At 60.4% G+C, this 25,873-nt stretch carries 23 protein-coding genes and 1 tRNA gene; 13 read left to right on the top strand and 11 right to left on the bottom strand.

Annotation, left to right across the window (positions count from 1 at the left end; all coding sequences use genetic code 11):
• Positions 1-58 precede the first annotated feature (58 nt).
• Positions 59-2,002, bottom strand: a complete 1,944-nt coding sequence (locus tag ACN0SY_RS13455; protein WP_417687839.1) for a methyl-accepting chemotaxis protein — start codon at positions 2,000-2,002, stop codon at positions 59-61.
• Positions 2,003-2,241: 239 nt separating this feature from the next.
• On the opposite strand from ACN0SY_RS13455, the gene ACN0SY_RS13450 reads away from it, so the two are divergent.
• A complete protein-coding gene (locus ACN0SY_RS13450) occupies positions 2,242-3,126 on the top strand; it encodes a DMT family transporter (RefSeq protein ID WP_417687837.1) in 885 nt (294 codons plus the stop codon).
• Here ACN0SY_RS13450 and ACN0SY_RS13445 read toward each other — a convergent pair.
• Positions 3,123-3,980, bottom strand: a complete 858-nt coding sequence (locus ACN0SY_RS13445; protein ID WP_417687835.1) for a YihY/virulence factor BrkB family protein — start codon at positions 3,978-3,980, stop codon at positions 3,123-3,125. The genes ACN0SY_RS13450 and ACN0SY_RS13445 overlap by 4 nt on opposite strands.
• Before the next feature lie 171 nt (positions 3,981-4,151).
• Here ACN0SY_RS13445 and ACN0SY_RS13440 point away from each other — a divergent pair, with 171 nt between their 5' ends.
• Together ACN0SY_RS13440 and ACN0SY_RS13435 are read left to right on the top strand one after the other, a co-directional pair.
• Positions 4,152-5,837, top strand: a complete 1,686-nt coding sequence (locus ACN0SY_RS13440) for an acyl-CoA dehydrogenase family protein (protein ID WP_417687833.1) — start codon at positions 4,152-4,154, stop codon at positions 5,835-5,837.
• 59 nt (positions 5,838-5,896) lie between these two features.
• The gene (locus ACN0SY_RS13435; protein WP_417687949.1) at positions 5,897-6,283 is read left to right on the top strand and encodes a YkvA family protein; all 387 of its coding nucleotides are present in this window, start codon (positions 5,897-5,899) and stop codon (positions 6,281-6,283) included.
• On the opposite strand, the gene ACN0SY_RS13430 is transcribed toward ACN0SY_RS13435, so the two are convergent.
• Positions 6,280-6,735: a translation initiation factor IF-3 gene (locus ACN0SY_RS13430; RefSeq protein WP_417687831.1), complete on the bottom strand. Its 456-nt coding sequence runs from the start codon at positions 6,733-6,735 to the stop codon at positions 6,280-6,282. The genes ACN0SY_RS13435 and ACN0SY_RS13430 overlap by 4 nt on opposite strands.
• A gap of 298 nt (positions 6,736-7,033) precedes the next feature.
• Here ACN0SY_RS13430 and infC point away from each other — a divergent pair, with 298 nt between their 5' ends.
• A complete protein-coding gene (gene infC, locus ACN0SY_RS13425; RefSeq protein ID WP_417687947.1) occupies positions 7,034-7,573 on the top strand; it encodes a translation initiation factor IF-3 in 540 nt (179 codons plus the stop codon).
• Positions 7,574-7,643: 70 nt separating this feature from the next.
• On the opposite strand, the gene ACN0SY_RS13420 is transcribed toward infC, so the two are convergent.
• Together ACN0SY_RS13420 and ppk2 are read right to left on the bottom strand one after the other, a co-directional pair.
• Complete coding sequence (locus ACN0SY_RS13420; RefSeq protein WP_417687829.1) at positions 7,644-8,654, bottom strand: Gfo/Idh/MocA family protein; 1,011 nt, start codon at positions 8,652-8,654, stop codon at positions 7,644-7,646.
• A 103-nt stretch (positions 8,655-8,757) separates the two neighbouring features.
• Positions 8,758-9,666, bottom strand: a complete 909-nt coding sequence (gene ppk2, locus ACN0SY_RS13415; RefSeq protein ID WP_417687827.1) for a polyphosphate kinase 2 — start codon at positions 9,664-9,666, stop codon at positions 8,758-8,760.
• Positions 9,667-9,862: 196 nt separating this feature from the next.
• Here ppk2 and ACN0SY_RS13410 point away from each other — a divergent pair, with 196 nt between their 5' ends.
• Genes ACN0SY_RS13410 through ACN0SY_RS13380 form a run of 7 tightly spaced genes read left to right on the top strand, consistent with a single transcriptional unit; the run spans position 9,863 to position 17,826 of the window.
• Positions 9,863-10,516 (top strand): TetR/AcrR family transcriptional regulator, encoded by a 654-nt coding sequence (locus tag ACN0SY_RS13410; RefSeq protein WP_417687825.1) that lies wholly within the window; start codon positions 9,863-9,865, stop codon positions 10,514-10,516.
• Between the two features lies 1 nt (position 10,517).
• Complete coding sequence (locus ACN0SY_RS13405; RefSeq protein WP_417687823.1) at positions 10,518-12,125, top strand: carboxyl transferase domain-containing protein; 1,608 nt, start codon at positions 10,518-10,520, stop codon at positions 12,123-12,125.
• 4 nt (positions 12,126-12,129) lie between these two features.
• Positions 12,130-12,558: an ASCH domain-containing protein gene (locus ACN0SY_RS13400; protein ID WP_417687821.1), complete on the top strand. Its 429-nt coding sequence runs from the start codon at positions 12,130-12,132 to the stop codon at positions 12,556-12,558.
• Complete coding sequence (locus tag ACN0SY_RS13395) at positions 12,558-14,549, top strand: biotin carboxylase N-terminal domain-containing protein (RefSeq protein WP_417687819.1); 1,992 nt, start codon at positions 12,558-12,560, stop codon at positions 14,547-14,549. Before ACN0SY_RS13400 ends, ACN0SY_RS13395 begins: the two co-directional genes overlap by 1 nt.
• Complete coding sequence (locus tag ACN0SY_RS13390) at positions 14,539-16,176, top strand: acyl-CoA synthetase (protein ID WP_417687817.1); 1,638 nt, start codon at positions 14,539-14,541, stop codon at positions 16,174-16,176. The genes ACN0SY_RS13395 and ACN0SY_RS13390 overlap by 11 nt, the downstream gene beginning before the upstream one ends.
• A gap of 1 nt (position 16,177) precedes the next feature.
• Positions 16,178-17,038: a hydroxymethylglutaryl-CoA lyase gene (locus tag ACN0SY_RS13385; RefSeq protein WP_417687815.1), complete on the top strand. Its 861-nt coding sequence runs from the start codon at positions 16,178-16,180 to the stop codon at positions 17,036-17,038.
• Positions 17,035-17,826, top strand: coding sequence for a crotonase/enoyl-CoA hydratase family protein (locus tag ACN0SY_RS13380; protein WP_417687813.1), 792 nt, complete (start codon positions 17,035-17,037; stop codon positions 17,824-17,826). The genes ACN0SY_RS13385 and ACN0SY_RS13380 overlap by 4 nt, the downstream gene beginning before the upstream one ends.
• Positions 17,827-17,848: 22 nt before the next feature.
• On the opposite strand, the gene ACN0SY_RS13375 is transcribed toward ACN0SY_RS13380, so the two are convergent.
• The 4 genes from ACN0SY_RS13375 to ACN0SY_RS13360 all read right to left on the bottom strand — a co-directional run bounded on the left by ACN0SY_RS13375 (position 17,849) and on the right by ACN0SY_RS13360 (position 22,301).
• Complete coding sequence (locus ACN0SY_RS13375; RefSeq protein WP_417687811.1) at positions 17,849-18,649, bottom strand: hypothetical protein; 801 nt, start codon at positions 18,647-18,649, stop codon at positions 17,849-17,851.
• A gap of 197 nt (positions 18,650-18,846) precedes the next feature.
• Positions 18,847-18,922: transfer RNA gene (locus ACN0SY_RS13370), tRNA-Thr, on the bottom strand.
• A gap of 175 nt (positions 18,923-19,097) precedes the next feature.
• On the bottom strand, positions 19,098-20,975 hold the full coding sequence (locus ACN0SY_RS13365) for a heme biosynthesis HemY N-terminal domain-containing protein (protein ID WP_417687809.1): 1,878 nt from the start codon (positions 20,973-20,975) through the stop codon (positions 19,098-19,100).
• A gap of 81 nt (positions 20,976-21,056) precedes the next feature.
• Positions 21,057-22,301, bottom strand: coding sequence for a COG4223 family protein (locus tag ACN0SY_RS13360; protein WP_417687807.1), 1,245 nt, complete (start codon positions 22,299-22,301; stop codon positions 21,057-21,059).
• A gap of 82 nt (positions 22,302-22,383) precedes the next feature.
• Here ACN0SY_RS13360 and ACN0SY_RS13355 point away from each other — a divergent pair, with 82 nt between their 5' ends.
• On the top strand, positions 22,384-22,752 hold the full coding sequence (locus ACN0SY_RS13355; RefSeq protein WP_417687805.1) for a hypothetical protein: 369 nt from the start codon (positions 22,384-22,386) through the stop codon (positions 22,750-22,752).
• 219 nt (positions 22,753-22,971) lie between these two features.
• Here ACN0SY_RS13355 and ACN0SY_RS13350 read toward each other — a convergent pair whose 3' ends face one another.
• Positions 22,972-23,628, bottom strand: coding sequence for a uroporphyrinogen-III synthase (locus ACN0SY_RS13350; RefSeq protein ID WP_417687803.1), 657 nt, complete (start codon positions 23,626-23,628; stop codon positions 22,972-22,974).
• 57 nt (positions 23,629-23,685) lie between these two features.
• Positions 23,686-24,609: a hydroxymethylbilane synthase gene (gene hemC, locus ACN0SY_RS13345; protein ID WP_417687801.1), complete on the bottom strand. Its 924-nt coding sequence runs from the start codon at positions 24,607-24,609 to the stop codon at positions 23,686-23,688.
• A gap of 141 nt (positions 24,610-24,750) precedes the next feature.
• Here hemC and tsaD point away from each other — a divergent pair, with 141 nt between their 5' ends.
• Positions 24,751-25,821, top strand: a complete 1,071-nt coding sequence (tsaD, locus tag ACN0SY_RS13340) for a tRNA (adenosine(37)-N6)-threonylcarbamoyltransferase complex transferase subunit TsaD (protein WP_417687945.1) — start codon at positions 24,751-24,753, stop codon at positions 25,819-25,821.
• Positions 25,822-25,873 lie beyond the last annotated feature (52 nt).

Below are 25,873 nucleotides of genomic sequence, written 5' to 3'. Positions count from 1 at the left end.
GGCAGTTCGACGCGCCAGGCGCCTCCGGGAAACGGAGACGCCTGGGCATTTTACGGTATCAGGCGGCGCGTACACCAGAAAGGAAGCGAGAGACTTCGTCCCGGATCAGTACAACCTGCTCGGACAGCGAGGACGCCAGTCGATCAACCTCGGTGCCCGTGGAACGGGAGTGCTCGGACGCGCTCATAACGGTACCCATGAGTTCTGCCCCCTGATCGGACTTGTTCGAGGCTTGCGCAACGTTCTGGGCAATGTCCTGAACGGCCGAATCCTGTTGCTGGACTGCAGAGGCCACGGAGCTCGCAAGCTCCTCCATGTTGGTGATGATAGCGGTGACCTGTTCGATGGCCTGCATCGCGTCCGTTGACGTCCCCTGAATGGCCTCGACCTGGGTTTCGATATCCCCAGTTGCCTTGGCAGTCTGGTCGGCGAGCTGTTTCACCTCTGCGGCGACGACGGCGAAGCCCTTGCCGGCTTCACCGGCGCGGGCTGCCTCGATGGTCGCGTTCAGCGCTAGCAGGTTCGTCTGGTTCGCGATGTCCCGGATCAGGCCCATGACCTCTCCGATGCGGACCGCGGCCTGGGAAAGCTCGTTCATCGTTCTGTGGGTACCCTGCGCACTGTCCAGAGCCTGCTTCGCTACTTCAGTCGATTTGGACGCTTGACCTGAGATCTGGTTGATCGAGGCTGCAAGCTCTTCACTGGCCGAAGCAGCAGAATTGACATTCTCGCTTGCCAGTCGGACTGCGTCGCTCGCCCGGGACGCCGTGTCCGAAGCCTCGTCGGCCGCATTTTCCACGGCCTTGGAGGAATGAACCAGCTGGCCGGTCGAATGATCCAGACTTTGCAGTGCTTCGCCTACTGTTGCTTCGAAGCCTGAAATCAGACCCTCAAGGCGACGGACACGTTCATCACGCGCAGCGTTGTCCTGTTCTTGCTCATGAGAAAGACGAACCCGTTCCAGAGCATTGTCCCGGAAAACGGCAATCGTGCGAGCCATCGCGGCAAGCTCGCGGCCGCCTGCTTCCGCCGGAAGCTCGATATCGGACTGACCTCCCGCCAGGGCTTCCATGGCTTTTTGCATACGCGCCATTGGCGCCGCAATGGAGCGTCCTATGAGCAGTCCAAGCGCTGTGAGACCGACCAGAAGACCGACGATGACCGCCGTCATAACCGTCGAAGACAGAGTACGGACGTTCACAAGCGTTTCTTCCGCCTGAAGTTCGGCGGCGCGCGCCGCTTCGTTCAATGACGCTATGTGCGGCGGAATGAGATCGAACAGTGTATCAAGCAACTCCGCCGAACGTGTCAGTTCCGCAGAGGCGGCCGTGTATGCGTCAAACGCTTCCCGATAAGACGCCATCTTCGCGGTAATATCCGCCTTGATCTCGTTCGGCAGGTAAGCCTTTTTGATCAGGCGTTCATAGCGTCCGAATGCGACTTCGAAATTTCCAAGCGCAAGGTCGCTTTTCTGAACCGTAAACTCCTTCTCGGCCAACTGGATTTCGAGGACCGAGCGGGCGAGTTTTTCGAAGTCCGGCCCGCCACCGAAGTTCATTTCCTTCTTGATGCGCTTTTGCACGGCGCCTGCTGTATCATTGAGGACTGCCAGGAGGCCATCTTCGGGGCTGTAACCGATCCTTGCCTGGATCTCGTCGAGTTGGCGGAACGCTCCTTCTGCACCATCGAACGTGTCCAGAACGTCGGCGATATTCGCATCCAACCCCTTCGCGACTTCCTTTTGGGAGATTGCTGTCGCGACCGCACGCGATGCGGCCAGATCGGCCTCAAAGGTCTCGTGGATCCGCTTGTCCGGAATCGAAGTGTAGCTTTTCTCGAGCACCTGCATGCCACGAGCGCTTTCCGAGAGGTCGGAAACAAGCCGGGTCAGCTCGGCACTTTCCTCAAGTCTGAGGAAGGCTCCGGCGACCTGATTCTGGCTCCATACAAATATTGCCCCAACGACAAAAAGCCCTGCCGTCGTAAGAACTCCCAGAGACATGATTTTCGCACGCAGGGACAAGCCAGGAAGGCTCACTAAACGGGATTGCATCTTTGCCATGTGTAACCACTAGTTTGGGAAGGTCTTGACCAACGAATTTCCACATCAGGGTCAACCAAAGTCGTTAATTAAGTCTGGCCAAATTGGTTTAGCCATGCCAATCAGGCTGCAAAAAGAATAGACATTCCTGCCCACGCAGTAAGCATCCTGCCTGCTTTTACTTCCAAGATTTGGAAATCATGCTTCATCAAGCTCTTGCTCTTTTGGCCCCGCCTCTTTTCGTGCTGCTCTGGTCGACCGGTTTCATCGGATCCAAGTTGGGTGCGCCCTATGCGGATCCCATGGTCTTCCTGTCGCTTCGGTTCATGCTGGTGCTGCCATTTCTACTTCTGATCATTGCAGCGGCCCGGGCAAAATGGACAAACTCGTCATCCCAAATCTGGCACTGCATGGTGACCGGCGTTCTCGTTCACGGCATTTATCTTGGGGGGGTGTTCTGGGCGATCGATAATGGGATGCCTGCGGGCGCCAGTGCCATTATCGTCGGCCTGCAACCGGTCTTGAGCGTGCTGGCCGCATCAGCGCTCCTGCGCGAACCGATTCTCGCCAAACACTGGGCGGGGCTAGTTCTGGGCGGCAGCGGCCTCGTCATGGTTCTTGGCCCCAAGCTCGGGGCAGCAGGATCAGGCATCGAAACGGTCACGATTCTGGCAGTCGTGATTGCCGTTGTCGCGATCAGCATCGGAACCGTCTACCAGAAGAGGTTTGTCCCACAGACGGACCTTCTAACCGCAACCTTCTGGCAATATGTTGGCGCAGTACTGTTCTGCCTTCCCTTTACCCTTCGCGAAAGCTGGGCGATAGAATGGTCTGGAGAGTTCACGTTCGCGCTGCTTTGGCTCGTGTTTGTCCTGTCTATCGGAGCAATCCTGTTGCTCATGGTCCTGATACGCCAGGGAGCCGTCTCCGAGGTTGCCTCGCTTTTCTACCTGGTCCCCGTCGCGACCAGCATCGAAAGCTATTTCCTGTTTGGCGAAACGCTCACGATCACGCAGATCGCCGGCATGATCCTGGTGATTTGTGCCGTGCTTCTGATCAGGCTGAAAATCGGCCGAAAAGCCTAGCTCGCCCTGCCGCGCAAGGTTCTTTGGCGGATGATCGCCGCATTCAGCTCACCACCGAGAATGAAGGCGAGTGAGCAAATATACATGAAGACCAGCGCGGTCATGATCCCTGCTAGGCCGCCGTAGGTCGATACGTAGTTGGCGAAAGTTGCCAGATAGGCACCGAAGGCAACTCCGGACACCATCCACAGTGCGAGCGTTGCGAAGACCCCTGGCACCATCTCCATGAAGCCGCGGCGTCCGGCAGGCAGCAGCCAATGCACCAGAAAAAGCCCGACGACCAGAAGCGCACCAGCGAGCGTCAGACGCGCCAGATCGACTGAGGCAAGAACCTCCTGCGCAACGGGAAACCATCGGGTGATAGCCGTGATGACAAGCGGCGCGAGAACGATCAGGAACGTATAGGCGATCAGGATGAAGGCTCCCAGGATCACCAGCCCGAGCGATTGAAGCCGGAGGAGCACATAGGAGCGCGTTTCGCGCTGACGATAGGCCCGGTTCAATGCGGTGCGCATCGCCTCCAGGCCGTTGGAAGCAAACCATATCGCGGCAATCACGCCGAAGGTCAGGACATCACCGCGCGGCACTGTCAGCACCTCGTGGATTTCACGAACCACCGGCGCTGCGACCTGATCTGGCCAGGTATCGAACACAAGATCCGAAATTTGGTCGGCAGCTCCCTCGAGACCGAAATAGGCGGCAAGGGCAGCGATGAAGATCAGCAGCGGAAAGACCGCCAGCAGAACTGACAGCGCAACGTGGCTTGCCATTGCGAAACCGTCATCTCGGCTGAAATGCCCGAGGGCATCACGCAAGACCTGGCTCGTGGATCGATAAATCAGGTTTAACCTCATGATCCGATGTGACTGTGCCGGGCCTTAAAGGTCAAGCTCGGTTGGCAACACCGCCAGTCGTCTATGCTTCGAAAGGCGGAGAAAGAAACGCTCGACAAGCGTCCTGCTGCAGCGCAACATAGAAACAATAAACAAATGCCTCGCGCAATAAATGAATACGGAGATGCCCTGATGTCGACCGCAGCTGCGCCTGCCGCATCTGATACTGGTCTTGCGACCCTGACCGCCAGTGCCGTTGCAACGCTGGACGGCCTTCTCGATCTGGCAGCGAAAAGCGTTCGCGCACGCGTAATGGAGGGAGAGCGCGTTTCCTCTGCTCTCATGGACAAGGAACAACGTGCGACCCACGGCCTTGCCTGGTTCGCGACCTACGTTGAGTCGCTCCGCCAGCTTGATGCCTATGCGACCCGACTGAAGGGCGAAAACCGCTATGGTGAACTCGAGGATCTGATTGTCCGGATCGGCTTTTCGGAATATCTGGCGCAGATTTTCGGCGGCATCCCGATGAACCAGGGCGAATTCGTGCGCCTGACTGACCTTGGCGTCAACGCGCGCGCTGTCGCAGAAGCGCGGACGGCTGACATCGACGATCTGATCATGTCAGGGAATTCCGCCGATCTGCGCCTCAAGGTGGCGGAGCTCATTCGCAACCTCGCAGGACAGTCCACCTTCGGCGATTGCGGACTGGATGAGACCTACGAGCAGATCCGCAACGAGATGCGCCGTTTCGCAGAAGACAACGTGACACCGCATGCACACGAGTGGCACCTGAAAAACGACTACATCCCGCTGGACATCATTTCCCAGATGGCCGAGTTGGGCGTATTCGGCCTGACTATCCCCGAGGAATACGGCGGACTTGGCCTTGGCAAGGAGTCCATGTGTGTCGTCTCCGAAGAGCTTTCCCGCGCCTATATCGGCGTCGGCTCATTGGGCACGCGCTCCGAAATCGCGGCCGAACTCATCCTGTGCGGCGGCACCGACGACCAGAAGCAAAAGTGGCTGCCACTGATTGCCTCCGGCGAGATTCTCCCGACAGCTGTTTTTACCGAACCGAACACCGGGTCGGATCTGGCTTCCCTCAAGACCCGCGCCGTCAAGGAAGGCGACACCTGGAAGGTCTACGGCAACAAGACCTGGATCACCCACCCGGTGCGCGCCGACGTCATGACACTACTCGCCCGAACCAACCCGAACGAGCCCGGCTACAAGGGCCTGAGCATGTTCCTGGCCGAAAAGCCGCGCGGCTCGGATGAAGATCCGTTCCCGGCGGAAGGCATGACCGGCGGCGAGATCGAGGTTCTCGGCTATCGCGGCATGAAGGAGTATGAGATCGGCTTCGACGGCTTCGAGATCAAGGCGGAAAACCTCCTCGGCGGCGAGGAAGGCCAAGGCTTCAAGCAGTTGATGCAGACCTTCGAAGGCGCTCGTATCCAGACAGCGGCTCGCGCTCTCGGGGTTGCCCAGTCCGCTCTCGACCTCGGCCTACGTTACGCTGAAGAACGAATTCAGTTCGGCAAACCACTGATCGCCTTTCCGCGGGTTTCCGACAAGCTGGTCATGATGACCGTCGAGCTCATGATCGCTCGCCAGCTGACCTATTTCTCTGCTTGGGAAAAGGACTCCGGCCGTCGTTGTGACCTTGAAGCCGGAATGGCGAAACTGCTGGGTGCGCGTGTTGCATGGGCCGCTGCCGACAACGCGCTTCAGATCCACGGCGGCAATGGATTCGCCCTGGAATATCCGGTGTCCCGCGTCCTGTGTGACGCACGCATTCTTAATATCTTCGAAGGTGCCGGCGAGATCCAGGCACAGGTAATCGCCAAGCGCATCCTCGATACACGCGGCGTGAACTGACATGACATGTGCCGGGTGACGCCATTGACGTCGCCCGGCACGGTCACCATCTGTCGATCATGGCAGATCCATTCGAAAATCTTGATTTCGATACCGGCACCCTCGGCTCGGAAGCAGAGCAGAAGCAGCGCCTGCGCGACAAGCTAGCCCGCACAGCGCTCAAGGCAGCGCGACAGATTCCTTTCATGGAAGACGTTGTCGCGAGCTACTACTGCGCCCTCGATCCGAAAACTCCCGCGAAAGTGCGTGCAACGGCCTTGGCAGCGCTGGCCTACTTCGTCCTGCCGACAGATGTAATTCCCGACTTTCTCATCGGGATCGGCTTTGGCGACGATGCCGGCGTTCTCATGGCCGCAATTACCATGATGCGGGCATATGTTCGCGATGAGCACGTAGATGCGGCGCGGCGCACTTTGGACAGCGGCAACCTCGAGGATCAGGCCTAGCTCTGCCCTTCAGCGTCATTCGCCTGCGGGCCAGCATCCCGCCAGCATCCTGATGTTCGCCCGGCGATCAACCAGTAGATTATGCCCGCCATGAAGCCCGCAGCCAGCACGATCGTCGTGCCAGGTCGAAGGCCTGCCCCGGAAGCCTGAGGATCGAACATCCAGATTGCCAAGGCGATCACCCCGGCCGCGCCGACATGGTATATCGCGCCCTTGAGCGAAAGCACTTCCGCAATCAGAATTGCGATGAATGCAGGGGCCATGGCGACGGCGCCAATGACACTCGCCGTCACCATGCCTGTGCCTACCATGGCTGCGAATGCGACCACATCGTCTCCGGGTCCGGAGGATTGAAAGAGCCCCCACGCCAGGAAGAGACCAGCAGTCACAAGGGCCGCAACAAATCCAAATGTGATCTTGAGGATTTGAACCACAAACTGCCCGCCTTGCATGGGTACATTCCTATTCTGGGAAGCCCATGAGGGCTCACAGCCTGATCCTTCAGCCTTGACTAGGCCCGACGAGCCTCAGAATGCAAGGCAGCTGAGCGGCAAATTGCGATTTTCGAACCTGCGCATACGCCAAGGCCGAGGATAAAGGTTGACTTTTCCACGGATTCGCTTGATTTTTTAGGTGTCTTTTCGCTGCCTGTGGGCAGAATGGCCCTGGCATCACGGATGCTGGGCATTTCGTGTTATCTGCACGGTAGCGACATCGACGACATGTTCAACAATACAGGAGATAGCGACCATTCGCCGTCCGTTCCGCGCCCCGCCACCCACCAAGGAAGGCCCGCGCACCAACCAAGAAATTCGCGTTCGCGAAGTCCAGTTGATCGATCACGAAGGCTCCAACCGGGGCATCATCCCCACGGATGAAGCCATGGACATCGCCGCGGAGGCAGGTCTGGATCTCGTAGAAATCCAGCCGAATGCCCAGCCGCCCGTCTGCAAAATCATGGATTATGGCCGGTACAAGTACCAGTCGCAGAAGAAGGCTGCCGAGGCGCGCAAGAAGCAGAAGACCGTCGAGATCAAGGAGATCAAGATGCGTCCGAACATCGACACCCATGACTATGAGGTGAAGATGCGAAACATGCTGCGCTTCTTCAACGACGGCGACAAGGTCAAGGTTACGCTCCGTTTCCGCGGCCGTGAAATGGCTCACCAGGATCTTGGCATGAAGTTGCTGAACAAGGTCCGCGAGGAAACCGAAGAGATCGCCAAGGTCGAGTCTTCTCCGCGCCTCGAAGGCCGCCAGATGGTGATGGTCCTGGCGCCGCTCAAGTAAGCCGCCTCGACATGTCAGATAAAAAAACCCCGCCGAATTCGGCGGGGTTTTTGTTTGAGCTTCCGAGTCTTTAGAGCGAAACCCAGCCGTCCGCCTTTTCGGATTCGAACATCGCATCGAGTATCGCCATGTTCTGAACAGCGTCGGCCGGACCATATGGCAGGTCGATCTTGCCCTGGATCGCCTGACCGAAAACATCTGCCAGTTCGGCATACTGGTCGCTGGCCCCGATGGTCTCAGGTTTCGCCGACACATCGGCAAAGCCCGACCCGTCATCCAACCTGATCGTCACTTCCTCGCCCTGCGGAGCATTGAAGGGGATCATGATCTCAAGTCGCGCCTTGGTGCCGAACAGGTTGACCCGCTGGTAGGGTACCAGCTGCGTCGACACCGTGAAATCCAGCCTGCGGCCATTGCCGAAATCCATGATCGCGCTCGACAGGCGGTCCGTGCCAAAATCCGGATCGCGGTCGATCAGGGAGAGAACGCGCTTCGGCTCGGCTTCGAAGAAATAGCGCCCGGTCACCATCGGATAGCACCCGATATCCAGAAGCGCTCCGCCGCCGATCTCCGGCTTGTTGCGGATATTCCCGGGATCATCGTTGAAGTAGCTGAAAAAAGACTGGATCGCGCGCAAATCGCCCAGCGCGCCGGAACGAACGATGTCGCGCGCCCGGATCCACTGCGGGTGTGCCCGCACCATGAACCCCTCAGCGACGAGCCGATCCTTCGGCAGGTTCAGAAGCTGGCGGGCCTCGTCGGCATTGAGCGCTATCGGCTTTTCGCAAAGGACATGCTTTCCGGCCTCAACCGCCTGCAGTGTCAGGGGCACATGCATGTGGTTCGGCAGCGGATTGTAGATTGCATCGATATCCGGGTCGGCAAGCAGTTCTTCATAAGAGCCATAGGCCTTATCGATACCAAGTTCGTTCGCCGCGGCCTCTGCCCTTTCGAGCCCACGAGAGGCGATCGCGACCGCTCGACCGGTCCTTGAACGTTGAATACCGGGGATCACCTTCTCAACGCCAATCTTTGCCGTCGACAGGATTCCCCAACGGATCGTCTTGCTTTCTTGCGCCATAAGCTCTCTCCCGGACATCAAATGAGGTTCGTTCCTCAATCCGCTTCTGTCTAGACGGGAGACGGGGCTACTGACAAGGGCAAACGGATGCGAAGCAGCAGCATCAGTATTTTGAGGGCACGTAGAGTTCGTCCGGCAGGACCTTGCGCTCGTAGTCGGGATTGAACACCCTCTCGGGCAGGTGCACCGGCTCGTGGGGAACTTCTTCGTATGGCAGCATGGATAGGAGATGACTGATGCAGTTCAGGCGCGCACGCTTCTTGTCGTTACCCTCGACGATGAACCAGGGCGCTTCGGGAATGTTGGTCCGCTCGAAGGTTTCTTCCTTGGCCTTGGTATAGTCCTCCCAGCGAACGCGGGATTCCAGATCCATCGGGCTCAGTTTCCACTGCTTCAGCGGATCATGGATGCGCATCAGGAAGCGCAGTTGTTGTTCCTGGTCGGTGATAGAGAACCAGTATTTCACCAGGGTGATGCCGGATCGTACCAGCATGCGTTCGAACTCGGAGACGTCATTGAAGAACTGCTCGACTTCAATCTCGGATGCAAACTCCATGACCCGCTCCACCCCTGAGCGGTTGTACCAGGAGCGGTCGAACAGGACAATTTCGCCAGCCGCGGGCAGATGCGGGACATAGCGCTGAAAATACCACTGGGTCTTTTCGCGCTCAGTTGGCGCTGGCAGGGCGACCACGCGGCAGACGCGCGGATTAAGGCGCTGGGTAATCCGCTTGATCACACCACCCTTGCCAGCAGCATCACGCCCCTCGAACACCACCACGACCTTCTGCCCGGTATGCTGGACCCAGTCCTGAAGCTTCACCAGTTCGGCCTGAAGCTTCAGGAGAGAATAGAAATACTCTTTCCGGTCCAGTTCGGACTTGTGTTTGTGATGCGAGATGAACGCCAGCTCCTTGGAAATCAGCTGGTCGTCAATCTCCATCTCCAGCTCTTCGTCCAGACTGTCCAGCCACTCAGCCTCAACCCAGCTGCGCGCACTTTCATCGCTCATCAGATTTGCCCTTCCCAATCGCAGGCCCGGAGACGGTGGCGGGCCAGTCATCCCTCCCTGTGAATCCGAGAACCGTTACGGATTTTTGACAGCAAAGCTTCTTTTTCCGCCCTGTGAAACCCCGTAGTCCCGAAAGCTTCCTTTTCAGCTTGAAAATGAATGATCGTTCATTTATTTTTTTCTCGGGAGGACTTCGATGCTGGATGACATTGCCACTTCGGCAGCAGACGGATCTGCGTCTGGCGAGACGAAAGGCAGCAAGACGGCGAAGCGCGTTCGCGCTGCCGCGCTGAAACTGTTCGCACGCCATGGCTATGCGGCCGTATCGATGCGGCAGATCGCATCCGAAGTCGGGGTTCAGCCCGGCGCGCTCTACAATCATTTCCCGACGAAACAGCACATCCTGAAGGATCTCATGCTCCAGCACATGCGCGGCCTGCACGATGCATGGGCAGATTGGACCAAGCAACGCGCAGACACCGCCGATCCGCTGGAGAGCTTTGTTTCATTCCATATCGGCTACCATCTTCAGCGCGCCGATGAGGTCTTCGTCTCCTACATGGAGCTGCGCAATCTGGAACCGGAGAACTTCCGCGAGATCGAGGCCACGCGCCAGAGCTACGAAGCCATCCTGACCGAGATCCTGAACACCGGCGCCGCCGCTGGACGCTACGAAGTCGCCGACCCGCGCGTTGCGACCCGTGCCATCATTGCCATGCTGACCGGCATCCCGACCTGGTACCGCCAGGGCGGAAGCCTGACCCGTCACGACATCGAGACAATCTATCTGGACATGGTGCGCAAATCGGTCGCCCCCGGTCCTGACCAAACCCCGAAGGGAGCGGGATGAGATGACCATCCTCAAGTCGAACCTGTCACCTCGCAGCGAGGCGTTTGCTGCCAACCGGGCAGCGCATGAGGCCGCGCTGGAAGAAGTCCGCTCAGCCGCACAGGCTGCCTTCGACGGCGGCGGCGAGGCTGCGCGCGAGCGCCACGTTTCCCGCGGCAAGATCCTGCCCCGCGAACGCGTATCGCGCCTTCTCGATCCCGGTTCGCCGTTTCTGGAAGTCGGTATGCTGGCTGCCCACGACATGTATGACGGCGCTGCTCCGGCTGCAGGCATGATCGCCGGGGTTGGCCGGGTCGAGGGTCAGGACGTCATGGTCCTTGCCAACGACGCGACCGTAAAGGGCGGCACCTACTATCCACTCTCCGTGAAGAAGCACCTGCGTGCCCAGGAAATCGCCGAGCAGAACAACCTGCCTTGCGTCTACCTGGTAGATTCCGGCGGTGCAAACCTGCCAAATCAGGACGAGGTATTCCCCGACCGCGATCACTTCGGCCGCATCTTCTTCAATCAGGCGAACATGTCAGCCAAGGGCATTGCCCAGATCGCGGTCGTCATGGGCTCATGCACTGCGGGCGGTGCCTATGTGCCGGCCATGTCGGACGAGACAATCATCGTGAAGAACCAGGGCACGATCTTCCTCGCCGGCCCACCGCTTGTGAAAGCGGCGACGGGAGAAGAAGTCTCGGCAGAAGATCTCGGTGGCGGTGATGTTCATACGCGCCTGTCCGGGGTTGCCGACCACCTTGCCCGCGACGATGCCCATGCGCTTGCCCTGGCACGTCGCTCCATCGCCAACCTGAATCGCACGAAACGTCCGACCGTTGCCCTGCAGTCGCCGGAGGATCCGCTATATGATCCGGAGGAAATCCTCGGTGTCGTCCCGGGAGACCTGAGAACGCCATACGACATTCGGGAAGTGATCGCCCGCGTTGTCGACGGCTCGCGTTTCGACGAGTTCAAGGCCCGCTACGGTACCACGCTCGTCTGCGGCTTCGCACATATTCACGGCATTCCGGTCGGCATCATCGCCAACAACGGCGTGCTCTTCTCCGAAAGCGCGGTAAAGGGTGCCCATTTCGTTGAGCTCTGCTCCCAGCGCAAGATTCCTCTGGTCTTCCTACAGAACATCACCGGCTTCATGGTCGGGCAGAAATACGAAAGCGGCGGCATCGCCAAGGACGGCGCCAAGCTGGTGACCGCCGTGGCGACCTCGAGAGTTCCCAAGATCACCATGCTTGTCGGCGGCTCCTTCGGTGCCGGCAACTACGGCATGTGCGGTCGCGCCTACTCTCCGCGCTTCCTGTGGACATGGCCCAACTCGCGCATCTCGGTCATGGGCGGCGAGCAGGCGGCAGGCGTTCTTGCCACCGTCAGACGCGATGGCATCGAGCGCAAGGGCGGCTCCTGGTCGACGGAAGACGAAGCCGCGTTCAAGCAGCCGATCATCAGGCAGTTCGAAGAACAGGGTCATCCGCTCTATGCATCGGCCCGCCTCTGGGACGACGGCATCGTCGATCCGCGCAAGACCCGTGACATTCTCGGCCTGTCCCTCTCCGCCACACTCAATGCGCCGATCGAAGACACTCGCTTCGGCCTGTTCCGGATGTGATGCGATGCCCCTGACACTGGATACCGTGAAAGCAAGATATCCCGGCGCCGAGAGTTTCGCTTTCGGCGACAGTGCCGAGCTGTCGGAAGAGCTGATTGCACTCGTGCGAAGCGGCAAGAAAACCGGCACCTGCGGAGCCTTGCGGGACTTCTCTGACGGGCAAGAGGTCATGCCGGTTGTTGGACGCAAGAACATAGCCCTGGACTGGGACGGTAAGCCGGCGCTGGTGACCGAAACTCTTTCCGTCGTCATTTGCCGCTTCCGCGATGTCGATGCCGAATTTGCGCTCAGCGAAGGCGAGAACGACGACCTTGCCGGCTGGCGGCGCGACCATCAGGCTTTTTTCGAGCGCAATGGCGGTTTTTCGCCAGAAATGGAACTGGTCTGCGAGCAGCTCCGCCTCGTGGAAGATCTCGCCGGGGAGGCAAAGTGATGTTCAAGAAAATCCTCATCGCAAACCGGGGCGAGATCGCCTGCCGCGTCATCAAGACAGCCCGCCAGCTCGGTATCAAGACCGTCGCCGTCTACTCTGACGCAGACGCCGCCGCAAAACATGTCACCATGGCGGACGAAGCCTGGCACATCGGCCCGGCTCCAGTTGCCGATAGCTATCTGAAGACCGACACGCTGATTGAGGTGTGCCGCAAGAGCGGCGCCGAGGCCGTTCATCCCGGCTACGGTTTCCTTTCGGAAAATCCCGCCTTCGTCGACGCACTCGAGAAGGCCGGCATCGCTTTTATCGGGCCCCGCGCCGATGCGATCCGGGCCATGGGGCTGAAGGACGCCGCCAAGGCCTTGATGGAAAAGGCTGGCGTTCCCGTCGTTCCCGGCTACCACGGCGACAATCAGGACGCCGAGTTCCTGAAAGATCGCGCCAACGAAATTGGCTACCCCGTCCTGATCAAGGCCCGGGCAGGCGGCGGCGGCAAGGGTATGCGCCGTGTCGACCGTCCGGAAGACTTCAAGGCAGCACTGGAAGGCGCTCAACGTGAAGGACAGGCGAGCTTCGGCGACCCCCGCGTTCTGATCGAAAAATACCTGACCAAACCGCGCCATATCGAGATCCAGGTCTTCGGTGATAGCCAGGGCAATGTGGTCCATCTGTTCGAACGCGACTGCTCGCTGCAGCGTCGCCACCAGAAAGTGATCGAGGAGGCCCCTGCCCCCGACATGCCGACCGACATGCGCGCTGCCATGGGCCAGGCCGCGGTCAAGGCCGCCAAGGCAATCAACTACACCGGTGCCGGCACCATCGAGTTCATTGCCGATGTCTCTGATGGTCTGAGGGCCGACCGCTTCTACTTCATGGAGATGAACACCCGCCTGCAGGTGGAGCATCCCGTGACCGAGATGATCACCGGCGAGGATCTCGTGGAATGGCAACTGCGGGTTGCCTCTGGCGAGCCTCTGCCCAAGACACAGGATGAACTCGCCATCAACGGCTGGGCTTTCGAGGCCCGCCTTTATGCGGAAGATGCCGCGAAGGGGTTCCTCCCTGCGATTGGAACCCTCACCCATCTGCATCTGCCGGAAGATATGGCCCGCATCGACAGCGGTGTGCGGTCAGGTGACGAGATCAGCCCCTTCTACGACCCGATGATCGCGAAGGTTATCGTTCATGGCGCCGACCGGGGTGAGGCCCTGGCCAAGTTGCTCGCGGCCCTTGAAGCCAGCCGCGTTGCTGGCTGCGTGACCAATGCCGGGTTCCTGGCCAGCCTTTGCCGACATTCCGGCTTTGCCGCCGGCGATGTCGATACCGGCCTGATTGACCGCGACCTCGAAACGCTTCTGGCCGTCGAACCAACTCCCGGCGCTGCAATCGCGCTTGCCGCACTCTCGGCACTTGGCCTGACCGGCTCAGCGGAGAGTAACGATCCCTGGGACCAGCTTTCAGGCTGGCGCATGTGGACACTTTCCCGCCAGTACGCTCTGCTTGAGCACAATGGCGAACGGCTCGACGTCGAAGTCCATGCACTCGGAAAGGATCGGTTCGAGGTGCACCTGGAAGCAGGGCCCACCGTCTTCGATCTGGTGAAGATCGAAGGAGACACGCTCACCTTCGACTGCGCCGGCCACAGGCAAACGGCAACTGTTTCGACAGAGCCTGACCACATTACCGTCTTCTGCAACGGCGCAGCCTACGAATTCGGCCGCCCGGACCATCTGGCAGAGGACGAGGACATGGGCGTCGGCAGCGACAGGTTGATCGCACCGATGCCGGGTCTGGTCAAGGTATTGAACGTCACGGCCGGCGAGGAGGTGACAAAGGGCCAGCCCCTTATCGTTCTCGAAGCCATGAAGATGGAGCATACGCTGACCGCGTCGCGAGACGGGACTGTCGGCGAAGTTCTGGTCTCGGCAGGGGATCAGGTTCAGGACGGTACACTTCTTCTTGCCTTGGCGGAGGAAGAAGATGCTGCCTGAGGCAACAAGCTACGACGAGCTCCTCGAGCGTTTCTCATGGGACATCCCCGCGACCTTCAACATCGGCATCGCGATCTGTGACGCCTGGGCCGCAAAGGAGCCGGACCGTGTTGCACTCGTATTTGCGAACGAGGGGCAGGACGCCACCAACTACACCTATGGGGATCTGAAGCGCCTCTCCAATCAGCTTGCAAACCTGTTCGCGTCGAAAGGGGTGCGTCCCGGTGAGCGGGTCGCGGTCCTGCTGCCGCAGACGCCCGAAACGGCGATCTCGCATATCGCTGCCCTGAAACTCGGCGCGATCAGCATTCCTCTGTTCGCGCTTTTCGGGGACGAGGCCCTCGCCTACCGGTTGGAGAATTCGGGCACCAAGGTCGTCGTCACAGATGCGAGCGGCGCCGAGAAGCTGGCGCGCATTCGCCACGAGCTGCCCGACCTGAAGACAGTCTATTGTACCGATGGCGACATTCACGGAGCGCAGGATCTGTCTTCCGCGCTGGCCGAACAGTCCGAGCGGTTCGATCCCTTGGCGACATCCGCCGACGATCCCGCCATCATCATCTACACCTCCGGCACCACCGGCCAGCCGAAGGGCGCCCTGCATGCCCACCGCGTGCTCCTGGGACACATGCCCGGTGTCGAAATGAGCCACGACTTCCTCGGGCAGCCGGGCGACCGGATCTGGACCCCCGCCGACTGGGCCTGGATCGGAGGGTTGCTGGATGTTCTGATGCCGGCGCTCCTTCTTGGCGTGCCTGTTGTGGCCTGCCGGTTCAAGAAGTTCACGGCCGAAGCCGCCTTTCAGCTGATTCAGGACCAGAAGATCCGCAATGCCTTCCTGCCGCCGACGGCGCTGAAGATGATGCGCCAGGTCGACGCTCCCGAAGCCCGCTGGCACCTCGACATGCGCTCCATCGCCTCGGGCGGCGAAACACTTGGTGCGGAACTGATCTCATGGGGCCGCAAGACCTTTGGCCTGACCATCAACGAGTTCTACGGCCAGACCGAGTGCAACATGATCGTGTCGAGCTGTTCGTCGATCATGGACGCCCGCCCCGGCATTATGGGACGTCCGGCAGTCGGTCACGACGTCAATGTGGTCGATGAAACGGGCAACATCCTGCCGGATGGCGCTTTCGGCAACATTGCGGTGCGTGCTCCGGACCCGGTCATGTTTCTCGAATATTGGAACAATCCGGAGGCAACCAAGGCCAAGTTCGTCGGCGACTGGCTTTTGACGGGGGATACAGGTGAACGGGATGCGGATGGCTGGATCCGCTTTATCGGACGCGACGACGATGTCATCACCTCGTCGGGATACCGGATCGGCCCGGGCGAGATCGAGGACTGCCTGTTGAAGCATGCGGCCGTGGCCCTTGCCGGCGTCGTAGGCAAGCCGGACAGGCAGCGGACCGAGATCGTCAAGGCCTATATCGTCCTGAAGGCAGGGCAGGAGGGAAGCGACGCACTCGCCAAGGAAATCGCCGACTTCGTGAAGGTTCAGCTCGCGGCGCACGAGTATCCGCGTGAGATCGCATTTGTCGACGCCTTGCCGATGACGACCACGGGCAAGGTCATCCGCCGTGAACTGCGCGAACGCGCGATCCAGGAAACGGAAGCAATCTGAGATGTCAGACTTCGTCACGATCTTCGAAATGGGCCCGCGCGACGGCCTGCAAAATGAAAAGACCTTCGTCCCGACAGCGGACAAGATCCGGCTCGTGGACATGCTGTCCTCCTGCGGCTTCCGCAAGATCGAGGTCACCAGCTTCGTCAGCCCCAAGTGGGTGCCGCAGATGGCGGACGCGGCCGAGGTCCTGGAAGGCATCTACCGCCACCCTGCCGTCATCTACTCCGCCCTCACGCCGAACGTGAAAGGCTACACGGCAGCCAAGAAGGTGTCCGCCGACGAAGTCGCCGTGTTCGGATCGGCCTCCGAGGGCTTCTCGCGCAAGAACATCAACTGCTCGATCGACGAGAGCATCGAGCGGTTCAAGCCTCTGCTGGAAAAGGCCCATCAGGACGGCATGCCGGTGCGCGGCTATGTTTCCTGCGTGACCGACTGCCCCTATGACGGAGCAGTCGCTCCCGAGGCGGTCGCCAAGGTCGCAAGACAGCTTTTCGACATCGGCTGCTATGAGATCTCCCTCGGCGACACAATCGGTGCCGGCACCCCGGAGACCATCGGCGCCATGCTTGATGCAGTTCTTGCCGAAATACCCGCCGACAAGCTTGCCGGCCACTATCACGACACCCGCAACCGGGCGCTCGACAACATTTCCGTCAGTCTCGACAAGGGGCTTCGGACCTTCGACACTGCCATTGGCGGCCTTGGCGGCTGCCCCTATGCGCCGGGTGCGAAGGGCAATGTCGCGACCGAGGCCGTCGCCGACCTGATGGCGGAGAAAGGCTTCGAAACCGGCCTCGACAGGGACCGTCTGAAAGAGGTGTCGGAATTCGCCCGCAAGCTGAGGACACCTGACGCATGAGTTTCGAGACCATATCCCTGACCACCGACGCACGGGGCGTCGCGACACTCACGCTTGACCGAGCTGAAAAGCACAACTCGCTGTCGGCAACCATGATCAACGAGCTGACCGCTGTCGCCGAGTTGCTCAACAACGACAACGCCATCCGGGTCGTCGTCCTGACCGGTGCCGGAGAAAGCTTCTGCGCCGGCGGCGATCTCGGCTGGATGCGCGAACAGTTTCACGCAGACCGGACGACCCGCATGTCCGAAGCACGAAAGCTGGCGGCGATGCTCAAGGCGCTCAACGAACTCCGCAAACCGTTGATCGGCCGAGTGCAGGGTCAGGCGTTCGGCGGCGGCATCGGCATGATGAGCGTCTGCGATACGGTGGTTGCCGTCGACACGGCGAAGTTCGGCCTAACTGAAGTCCGGCTTGGGCTGATCCCCGCAACGATCAGTCCCTACGTTCTTGCGCGCATGGGCGAGGGAAAGGCCCGCCGCGTCTTCATGTCCGCCCGCATCTTCGATGCTGCCGAGGCACGGGATCTCGACCTCGTTGCAAAGGTTGTCAGCGTCGATGATCTGGACGATGCAGTCGAAGTGGAGATCAAGCCCTATCTGAGCGCGGCACCTTCAGCTGTAGCAGCAAGCAAGGCTTTGGCACGATCCCTTGGCCCGGACATTTCCGACGCGGTTGTCGAGGATACGATCCGGCGTCTGGCCGATACCTGGGAAACGCCGGAAGCCCGCGAAGGCATTGGAGCCTTCTTCGACAAGCGCAAGCCCGACTGGGTGCTCAAGGGGTAGTTCCCTTTAGTGCGGACGCAGTTCAGGCCGTCTGCTGCCGGTATTTGCGCACCGTGGCGGCAATCCGCGCCACGTCCAGCTGCTCCGTATTCGGCTCTTCCGGGCGCTTGTACATGCGTTCCCGAACGCGCCTGATCTTCTTTCGCTCGCGCTCGCTTATGCCTTCAGGCAGTTCGACGCCTGCGCGGTCCATGCCGATCAGGATGCGCTGAAGATCCGGGATCACCTCCGAGGCAACAAGGAACTCGGATCCCCCCTTCGACACGAAGACGAAGGTCTTGCTCTCGTCACCGTTGCCGACCAGCGTGATCCGGCGCCGGTCGTAAGAACCGATAAAGCCGGTAAGCCAACCAAGACTTTTGCTGCGCGTAAGCTGCCGGACGCGCATCGCGCTCAGGTCCGTGTAACGCACCCGCGCCGTCAGTCCGAGCTGGGTGATTTCGAAGCCGTTGCCAAGAAAGCGGATCCACGAGGTTTGATGGCGCACCGCTGCCATGAACACTGGAACGCACATGCTTGCGGGGATCATGAGCAGCAAAAACAGGAACAAGGCCGTCAAGTTCGGTGCCTGAGCGGAGCCGACAATCGACAATGCGAAAAGCGGCACGCCTATCGCAAACCCGATCAGGTCCGTCGCGATGATCGAAGGATTGGCATCCGGACGCACAGCGCCCTTCGGCATGCGCGTCCTCGGAAGGGCGCAGTAGATTCCCAGCGCCGCAACGCCACACAAGATCGCGCTCAGAAGGCTCATGAAGCTCATTGCCCCGACAATTCCGAGCACAGCAAGGCAAAGGGGAATGATACGGCGAACCAACTCCAATCTGGCTATCTCTCCCAAACCGGCCTCCGACGTCTCAGGGGTGAGCGTGACGCTGCAAACATGATTCGACTATGAGAATCCCTGAGGACAGGCTGGTCAAGAGTCTGACGAGAGATGTTCAGAATTGAGGACGCAGACGGCGGTGACGAGCCACCCAATAGCAGCCGGACATCGAATTTGGGAAGAAACGGAGGAAGTGGTGCCGCTGATAGGACTCGAACCTACGACCCCATCATTACGAATGACGTGCTCTACCAACTGAGCTACAGCGGCTAATCCTTGAGGCTTCGGCAGCCCCCTGGCGGATGGCGTTGCCATCACGATGGGCCGCTAATTACCGGAGCCGGGAAGCATATGCAAGAGGCTTATCGCCTCTTGCTGTTGATGCTGGTTGAAACCTCCTGGACGCTCCAACCGAACAGATTTCCGGTTCCCGGCTCGACCGTCCCTAATTGAAGAAACGGGGCCGTTTCGGCTTTTCGTCTTCCTCGTCTTCATCCGGCCCCGGATCATCGGGCATGCGCTGGAAAGGAAGCGCGATCGGCTTGTCCAGATCCTCGTCGTCCCCGGCCGTTTCACCTGCGTCCGCCGCTGAAACGGCAGCCTCTGCCTTCTCCGACTGCTTCGGCGCGACGGAAGGCTTTGGAGCGGCACTAGCGCCCACAGGAGCAACCTTCTTGTCTCGTGAGGCACCGGTTGCCGGCTTGTCCGCGTCGGGCGCATCCTCAAGGTCCTGAGGCCGTGTCATGTGGCCGACGTCATCCGTCGTCCCCTCATATCCTTCAGGCTTGGGCATGATCGGCGCTTCCGGCGCTGGCTTCTCCGGTGCAGCTGCGGTTTCGGAGGATCCGTCCGTCACAACAGTCTGCGCCGCGGCAGGAATGCTCGTCGCGGGTGCGGACTGCGCCGGTGCGGGACGCCCTGTGTCGGGAGAGGTGACAATTGCCGCCTCCGCCGTCTGAACACCGGGCATGGCGGAGACCACCGGAAGAACCGGGCCTTCGAACATCGCGTCTTCGATCAGATCGGCAGCATCGTCTTCACCGAGGCCGGAAGGTGTTTTCCATTCGAATGCATCGAGCCTGCCGGTCACTGGTGAAACTGCCTGCCATTCACGCGAGACAAGTCCGTCAGCGACCCATGCCTTGTCCAGTGGCGCACGCACCGCACGGGCCAGCCAGTCACGCATGCGGCCACGATCGCCATGCTCGGCTTCCTCAAGCTCGGCCATCATGAGGAAGGCGGCGCGAACCGGCTCCGAGCGAAGAACAGACTTCAGATTCTCGCGCGCTTCATCGAATTCGCGGGCATCGAGCGCTGCGCGGGCGACCGCAAGACCGCCCACCGTATTGTTGGCCCTTTGACCGGCCAGTGACTTCACCCGCTTCAACCGGTCGACAGCAGAATCGCCGCTTCGAACATGTGCATAGGCCTCGGCCAGATCCGGATGCGGGCTCACACGCCAGGTGCTCTCGATCAGTTTTGTCGCTTTTCGGATCTCTCCCTTGCGCGTGGCAAGCCGGGCGGCTGTCACTGCGGCCGGCACCAGATCGAGAGCAAGGCCATGGGCTTCCTTGGCGAGCGCGAAGGCACGATCCGGCTCATGGTCCTCGAGCGACTGCGCAAGCGCCGTCAACACGACAGCGCGCTGGCGGCGGTAGGATTTCTTGTCGAGCATCTTGCCGGAATAGTTTCGCTCCAGCGTCTTGAGCGCATCTTCCCAATGACTGGCAACCGCCTGATAGCCGAGCACCGCCTTGCCTGCCCACTCCAGGCCCGGCATTTCCTTGACGGCTTCTTCCGCGTAATGACGCGCGGCAACCGGTTCCTGGTGGCGCTCTGCCTCGATGAACAGTCCGTGCAACCCAAGCGCACGCGTCCTCTTGTCTTCAAGCATCTGTTCGAAGCGTTCGCGTGCCTCATCGTCCCGTCCGGCGAGCTGCGCTGTCTGAGCGAGCAAGAGTTTGGCTGCCGGCTCGTCGGCCAGCAGCCTGTCGGCGTCAAGACCATGCTTGCGGGCGAGTTTCGCATCTCCAGCGCCCAAGGCGATCAGTCCGTTCGACAGGGCCTCATAGCCCTTGTCCTTGCGCCGGCGCTTGAAAAAGCGGTTCGCAATCTTGGGGGACCGCAGGATTGTAGCAACAAGCCACAACGTGAGTAGAACCGAGATCAGCAGCAGCCCGGCGACGATAGCGACAACCACCGGCGGCTTTTCCCACACGTATCCCTGCCAACTGACGGAAACGACACCCGGAAGATCCGCCATCCAGGCGAACCCCATGGTCGCGGCAAAGAGGAGGGCAAAAAAGATAAGGACCCGGATCATTCCGTTCGCTCCTTGGCTCGGCTGCGCTCAACGCCGCCGCTGATTTTCCGCCGAAACGGCGACATGTTCGACTTCGCCAGTTCAGCTGTCACGCCGAGAAAGGGCAGACAGGACCTCGGAGGAAGCCTTGTCAGTCAGTCTATCGATTTCAACGCGTGCTCGCGCCCGTTCTGCCCAGTCGGCCCCGACCGCCTTCGCATCTTCGGGCAGCTTGTCGAACGCCTCCAGCGCTGCAGCCAGATCACCACGGCCAACGGCGTTCTCCGCCCGCCGCAGCACGGCTTCAGGGCCATCGCCGCTGTCATCTCCCGGACCACGCACCGCGATGATGGACTTGGCGCCTGCCAGCAGGCTTTCGAGCATATCGCCGGTGCGCTCAGGCTGGGTGAATTCGGCGAACATGGCACGTGCCTTTGCCGGAAATTCGGCAATCAGGACGGAAACCGGCGCTACGCCAGTTGTCGCATGCGCTTCAAGCGCAGACAGATCGGTATCCTTGGGCAAGCCAGCACGAACTGCCGCAAGCTCCGTCTCATATGGCCGTCCGGAATCGACTGCGGATTTGAGAGCAGAGACGGAAAGCGCTCTTGCGGCAACTTCCCGTGCAGTGGCATCCCCCATCGTCGCCTCGACTGCGGCCAGTCGTGCGGAGAGGGTTTCAAGTTGCTCGCGCACCTTTGCAAGATCGCTGGATTGCATCTCTGTTGCGCTGCGAATATCCGCGGAGAGGCTTGCGAGCGTCTCACTGGCACGCGCCTGGCTATCCGCGAGGGTCTTCAGGGAGACGTCTGACGTTGAAACCGCAGTTTGCGCCGCCTTCGCCGTCGCCTCGACATTCTCAAGTCTGGTCGCGAATTCGGATACTTCCGAGGAAAGCGCACCAAACGTATTTTCAAGGCCTTGAGCCTTGCCCAGCGCGTCCTCGGCGGCGGCGACCCGTTGCTCGAGGCTTGCAAGCCCCTCGCTGCCAGACGCACCCGCACCATTCGCGAGGCTGCCGAACTTGGCGGCCAGCATCTGGTAGGACGTCTTGAGTTCCTTCACATCTTCCGAGAGTGCCGTTGCTCCGGCGTTGCCCGCCGCATCGCCGAGTTCGGCAATCCGCGCGTCGAGAGCATCCAATCGCGCTGCCGCATCGGACGCGGCGCTTGAGTCCGCGAGCCCGCCAAGATCCTGTTCAACCTTGGCAATTCGCTCAAGCGCCGAACTCAATTCGGTGGAAATACCTTGCGGCTGATCCGGCTGCAGCTTCAGCACTCCGCCAACATGGAGGCCATAAGCTCCGGAGAGAACAATTACACCGCCAAAGACGGCAGCGGCCAGCAAGCCGCCGAAACCAGCGCCCGATTTCGCTTCCGGTGCAGGCGCAGTAAAGGTCTTCGAACCTCCGGCAGAAGAGCCTGAACCGTTGGAGCCAGTTGCAGAGGAGGTCGCTTGCGTCGAGGAAGAGCCGGAAGTGGACGCAGAACCCGCCTTTGCTGTCGTGTCCTTGTCGGACGAAGCTGCGGCTGAACTCGTCGTCGAGGGCGTCATTGACGGCTTTGCAGCTGTCGACGCGGAAGTTGAGGAAGTTTGCGCGGACTTGGTTGAAGAAGGTGCACCTGCACCTGCGGAAGCCGCACCTGCTGCCGAAGTGCTTTTAGTTGCTCCGGAATTGGCAGCAGTTTCTGGCTTCGCGTCTTTCGTAGCGCTCGAAGCAGGCTTTGCCTCGGATTTCGCAGCTTTCAAATCGATCGTGACCGGGCGCTTGGACGCAGTAGCACCAGACTGGGCCTGAGGTGTTGCGGATGCTCCGGAACCGGATGCAGAAGAAGAAGCTGTCGAAGGTTTATCGCCGGGTTTTTCCTGGTCCGATGCCATGTCGCTCACTCCTGACCTACAAAACGATCCAGCTGCCTAGACAGCCGCCAAAACACTATACACGCCAACTTCCGAAGCGGTAGCCGACCGGCAACGGATTTTGCCGCGCTGCGAAACAACGACTCCGCTGCTTCGGTTAACACCCGCTTAAGGCCTGCTCCAACAATGCCTCTTCACTTGGGTGCGGCGCAATTTCCACACAAGCGGCTTCGGGTATCATCGCGGCGCTCTGCCGTGAAATGGCGATTACACGCAAGTTCTGGAAAAGATCCATTCGACCAACGGCCATCAAGGCAGAGACCAGCGCATCGCCCGTCCGCCTTGAATAGATCAGAACCGCATCAATTGCGCCTTGTTCCAGCGCAAGGAGCGCCTCATCGTCGAGCCTGTCTTTCTGCCGCATCGCGTAGACGACCTCGGTCGTGCACTTGATCCCACATTCGTCCAGATCAACGTCGAGATCGCCACTGCGTTCCCTTGCTGCCAGATATAGAACGCGGCCCTTTGGCGAACCTGCGGCGATCAAGTTCCCCAGCTGCGTGACGTCCCCACCCGCCGAACGCACATCGCCGAAGCCGGTACTCGTCATTGCCTCGGCAGTCTTGTCGCCGACGGCATAAACAGGCAATCGAGCGAGTTCGCCCAGCTGCGAATGTCCGGCGAGAAGTCCGGCAACTCGCTTGCTCGTAACCGCCAGGGCCGCCACACCTTCGAGATCGAACCGCTCTGGCAGCTTTGGCTGCAAGACCAGCATCGGCGCCTCAACGACATCGTGACCCTTTGCACGAAGCACTTTGGCTGTGCTTGCACACTCGGGCTGGGGACGTGTCAGGAGGAACCGCACAGATGTTTAACCGCCGAGGAAGTCGGGTCCGGCAAGAGCCTTCAGCGCCTCACCAGCTTCGCGGCCGATTTTTACCGCATCCGAAACCGGCCCACTGCGCTCGATGTCGTGGACCATGGAGCCGTCTGGTTTGAGGATCGTCCCCTTGAACGACAGATGGTCGCCATCGACCGTTGCAAGCCCCCCGATCGGCGTGCGGCAAGAGCCATCGAGAACGGCAAGAAACGCGCGCTCGGCGTCAAGGCGTACCTGGGTCTCAGGATGGTGGATCGCCGCCAAAAGGTTCAGTGTCGCCTCGTCGTCTTCACGGCTCTCAATGCAGATCGCCCCCTGGCCAACTGCCGGCAGGAAATGCTCCTCATCCAGCACACTGGTTACGACGTCAGAAAGGCCGAGCCGCTTCAGGCCGGCATAGGCGAGCAGGGTCGCGTCCACCTGCCCCTCGGCCAGCTTCTTCAGCCGGGTCTGGACGTTGCCGCGATACATGACGACCTCGATATCTGGACGCAACCGCTTGATCATCGCCTGCCGCCGCAGCGAGCTGGAACCAACCACGGCGTTCTGCGGAAGGTCCATCAGGGTCTTGGCCTTTGGAGAAATGAATGCGTCGCGGACATCCTCGCGCGGCAGAAAGGCGGTCAGAGCCAATCCATCCGGCAGAACCGTCGGCATGTCCTTGGAGGAGTGAACTGCAAGATCAATCCGTCCGTCGAGCAGCGCTTCCTCGATCTCCTTCGTGAACAGCCCCTTTCCGCCGACTTCGGACAACGGGCGGTCCTGAATCTGGTCGCCGGAAGTCTTGATCACGACGATCTCGAACGCCTCCTCGGCCATTCCGTGGGCCGCCATCAGCCGCGCCCTGGTCTCATGGGCCTGGGCGAGGGCAAGGGCGCTTCCGCGCGTTCCGATACGCAAAGGTTTTGATTGCAAGGGTCCGCTTCCCGGTGTTAGGCCCCGAACGGGCTATAAACGTGGCGACTTTTCGAGCGTCAGATGATAGGCCGTTGTCTAACATTGGCCAATGCAGCAACAGCAATGAATTCAGACATTTCCGATTGCGACAAGCCGTCGCTGACCGTTCTGGGCATCGAAACCAGCTGCGACGAGACCGCAGCTGCGGTCGTTCGCGGTCCGGCGCATCCGGAAATCCTGTCCAATGTCGTCCGCTCCCAGATCGATGAGCACACGGAATTCGGCGGTGTCGTGCCCGAAATCGCCGCCCGGGCGCATATCGAGGTGCTCGACCGCATCATCGCCGAGGCGATGGCGGAAGCCGGATGCACATGGGACGACATCGATGCTGTCGCAGCGACGGCCGGTCCGGGACTTATCGGCGGTGTAATTGTCGGCCTCATGACCGCCAAGGCCGTGGCGATGGCCGCAGGAAAGCCTCTGATCGCCGTCAATCACCTGGAAGGTCATGCGCTGACGGCGCGGTTGACCGACGACCTCGATTTTCCGTTTCTGCTTCTGCTCGTCTCCGGCGGGCACAGCCAGTTCCTGCTGGTGAAATCGGTTGGCGAGTATGAGCGTCTAGGCACGACAATTGACGATGCCATCGGCGAGGCTTTCGACAAGACGGCCAAGCTGCTCGGACTGCCCTACCCGGGCGGCCCTGCGGTGGAGCGCATGGCCGCCAAGGGCGACGTAAAGCGTTTCAGGTTGCCGCGCCCCTTGCTCGACCGCCCAGGACTCGACATGTCTTTTGCTGGCCTCAAGACCGCACTTCGAACCCAGGCCAAGAAGCTGGAGCCGATCGACGAGCAAACGGTTTCGGATCTCTGCGCGGGCTTTCAAAAGGCTGTCGCCGACGTACTGGCGGCGCGTACCAAATCGGCGCTCGAGCTGTTCTCGCACCGATTCCCGGACGAGAAACCGGTCATAGTTGTTGCCGGGGGCGTCGCGGCCAATCAGGAGATCCGCACCGCATTGACAGAAGCGGCCGAGGCCGCGAATGCGAGCTTCATTGCCCCGCCAATGAAGCTCTGTACGGACAATGCCGCAATGATCGCCTGGGCCGGCATCGAACGCCTTGCCCTCGGACCGGTGGACGACATGCAAACATCGCCCCGGCCGCGCTGGCCGCTGGATCAGGCTTCAAGCGGCGTCCTCGGGTCCGGAAAGAAAGGGGCGAAGGTCTGACCTTCGACATGGGGCCATTTCGCTACAGGAGCGATCAGGCAGTTTCGCCCAT

The sequence above is a fragment of the Roseibium sp. genome (assembly GCF_048261595.1).
GTDB lineage: Bacteria > Pseudomonadota > Alphaproteobacteria > Rhizobiales > Stappiaceae > Roseibium.
This window is presented reverse-complemented; position numbering and strand designations above follow the sequence as displayed.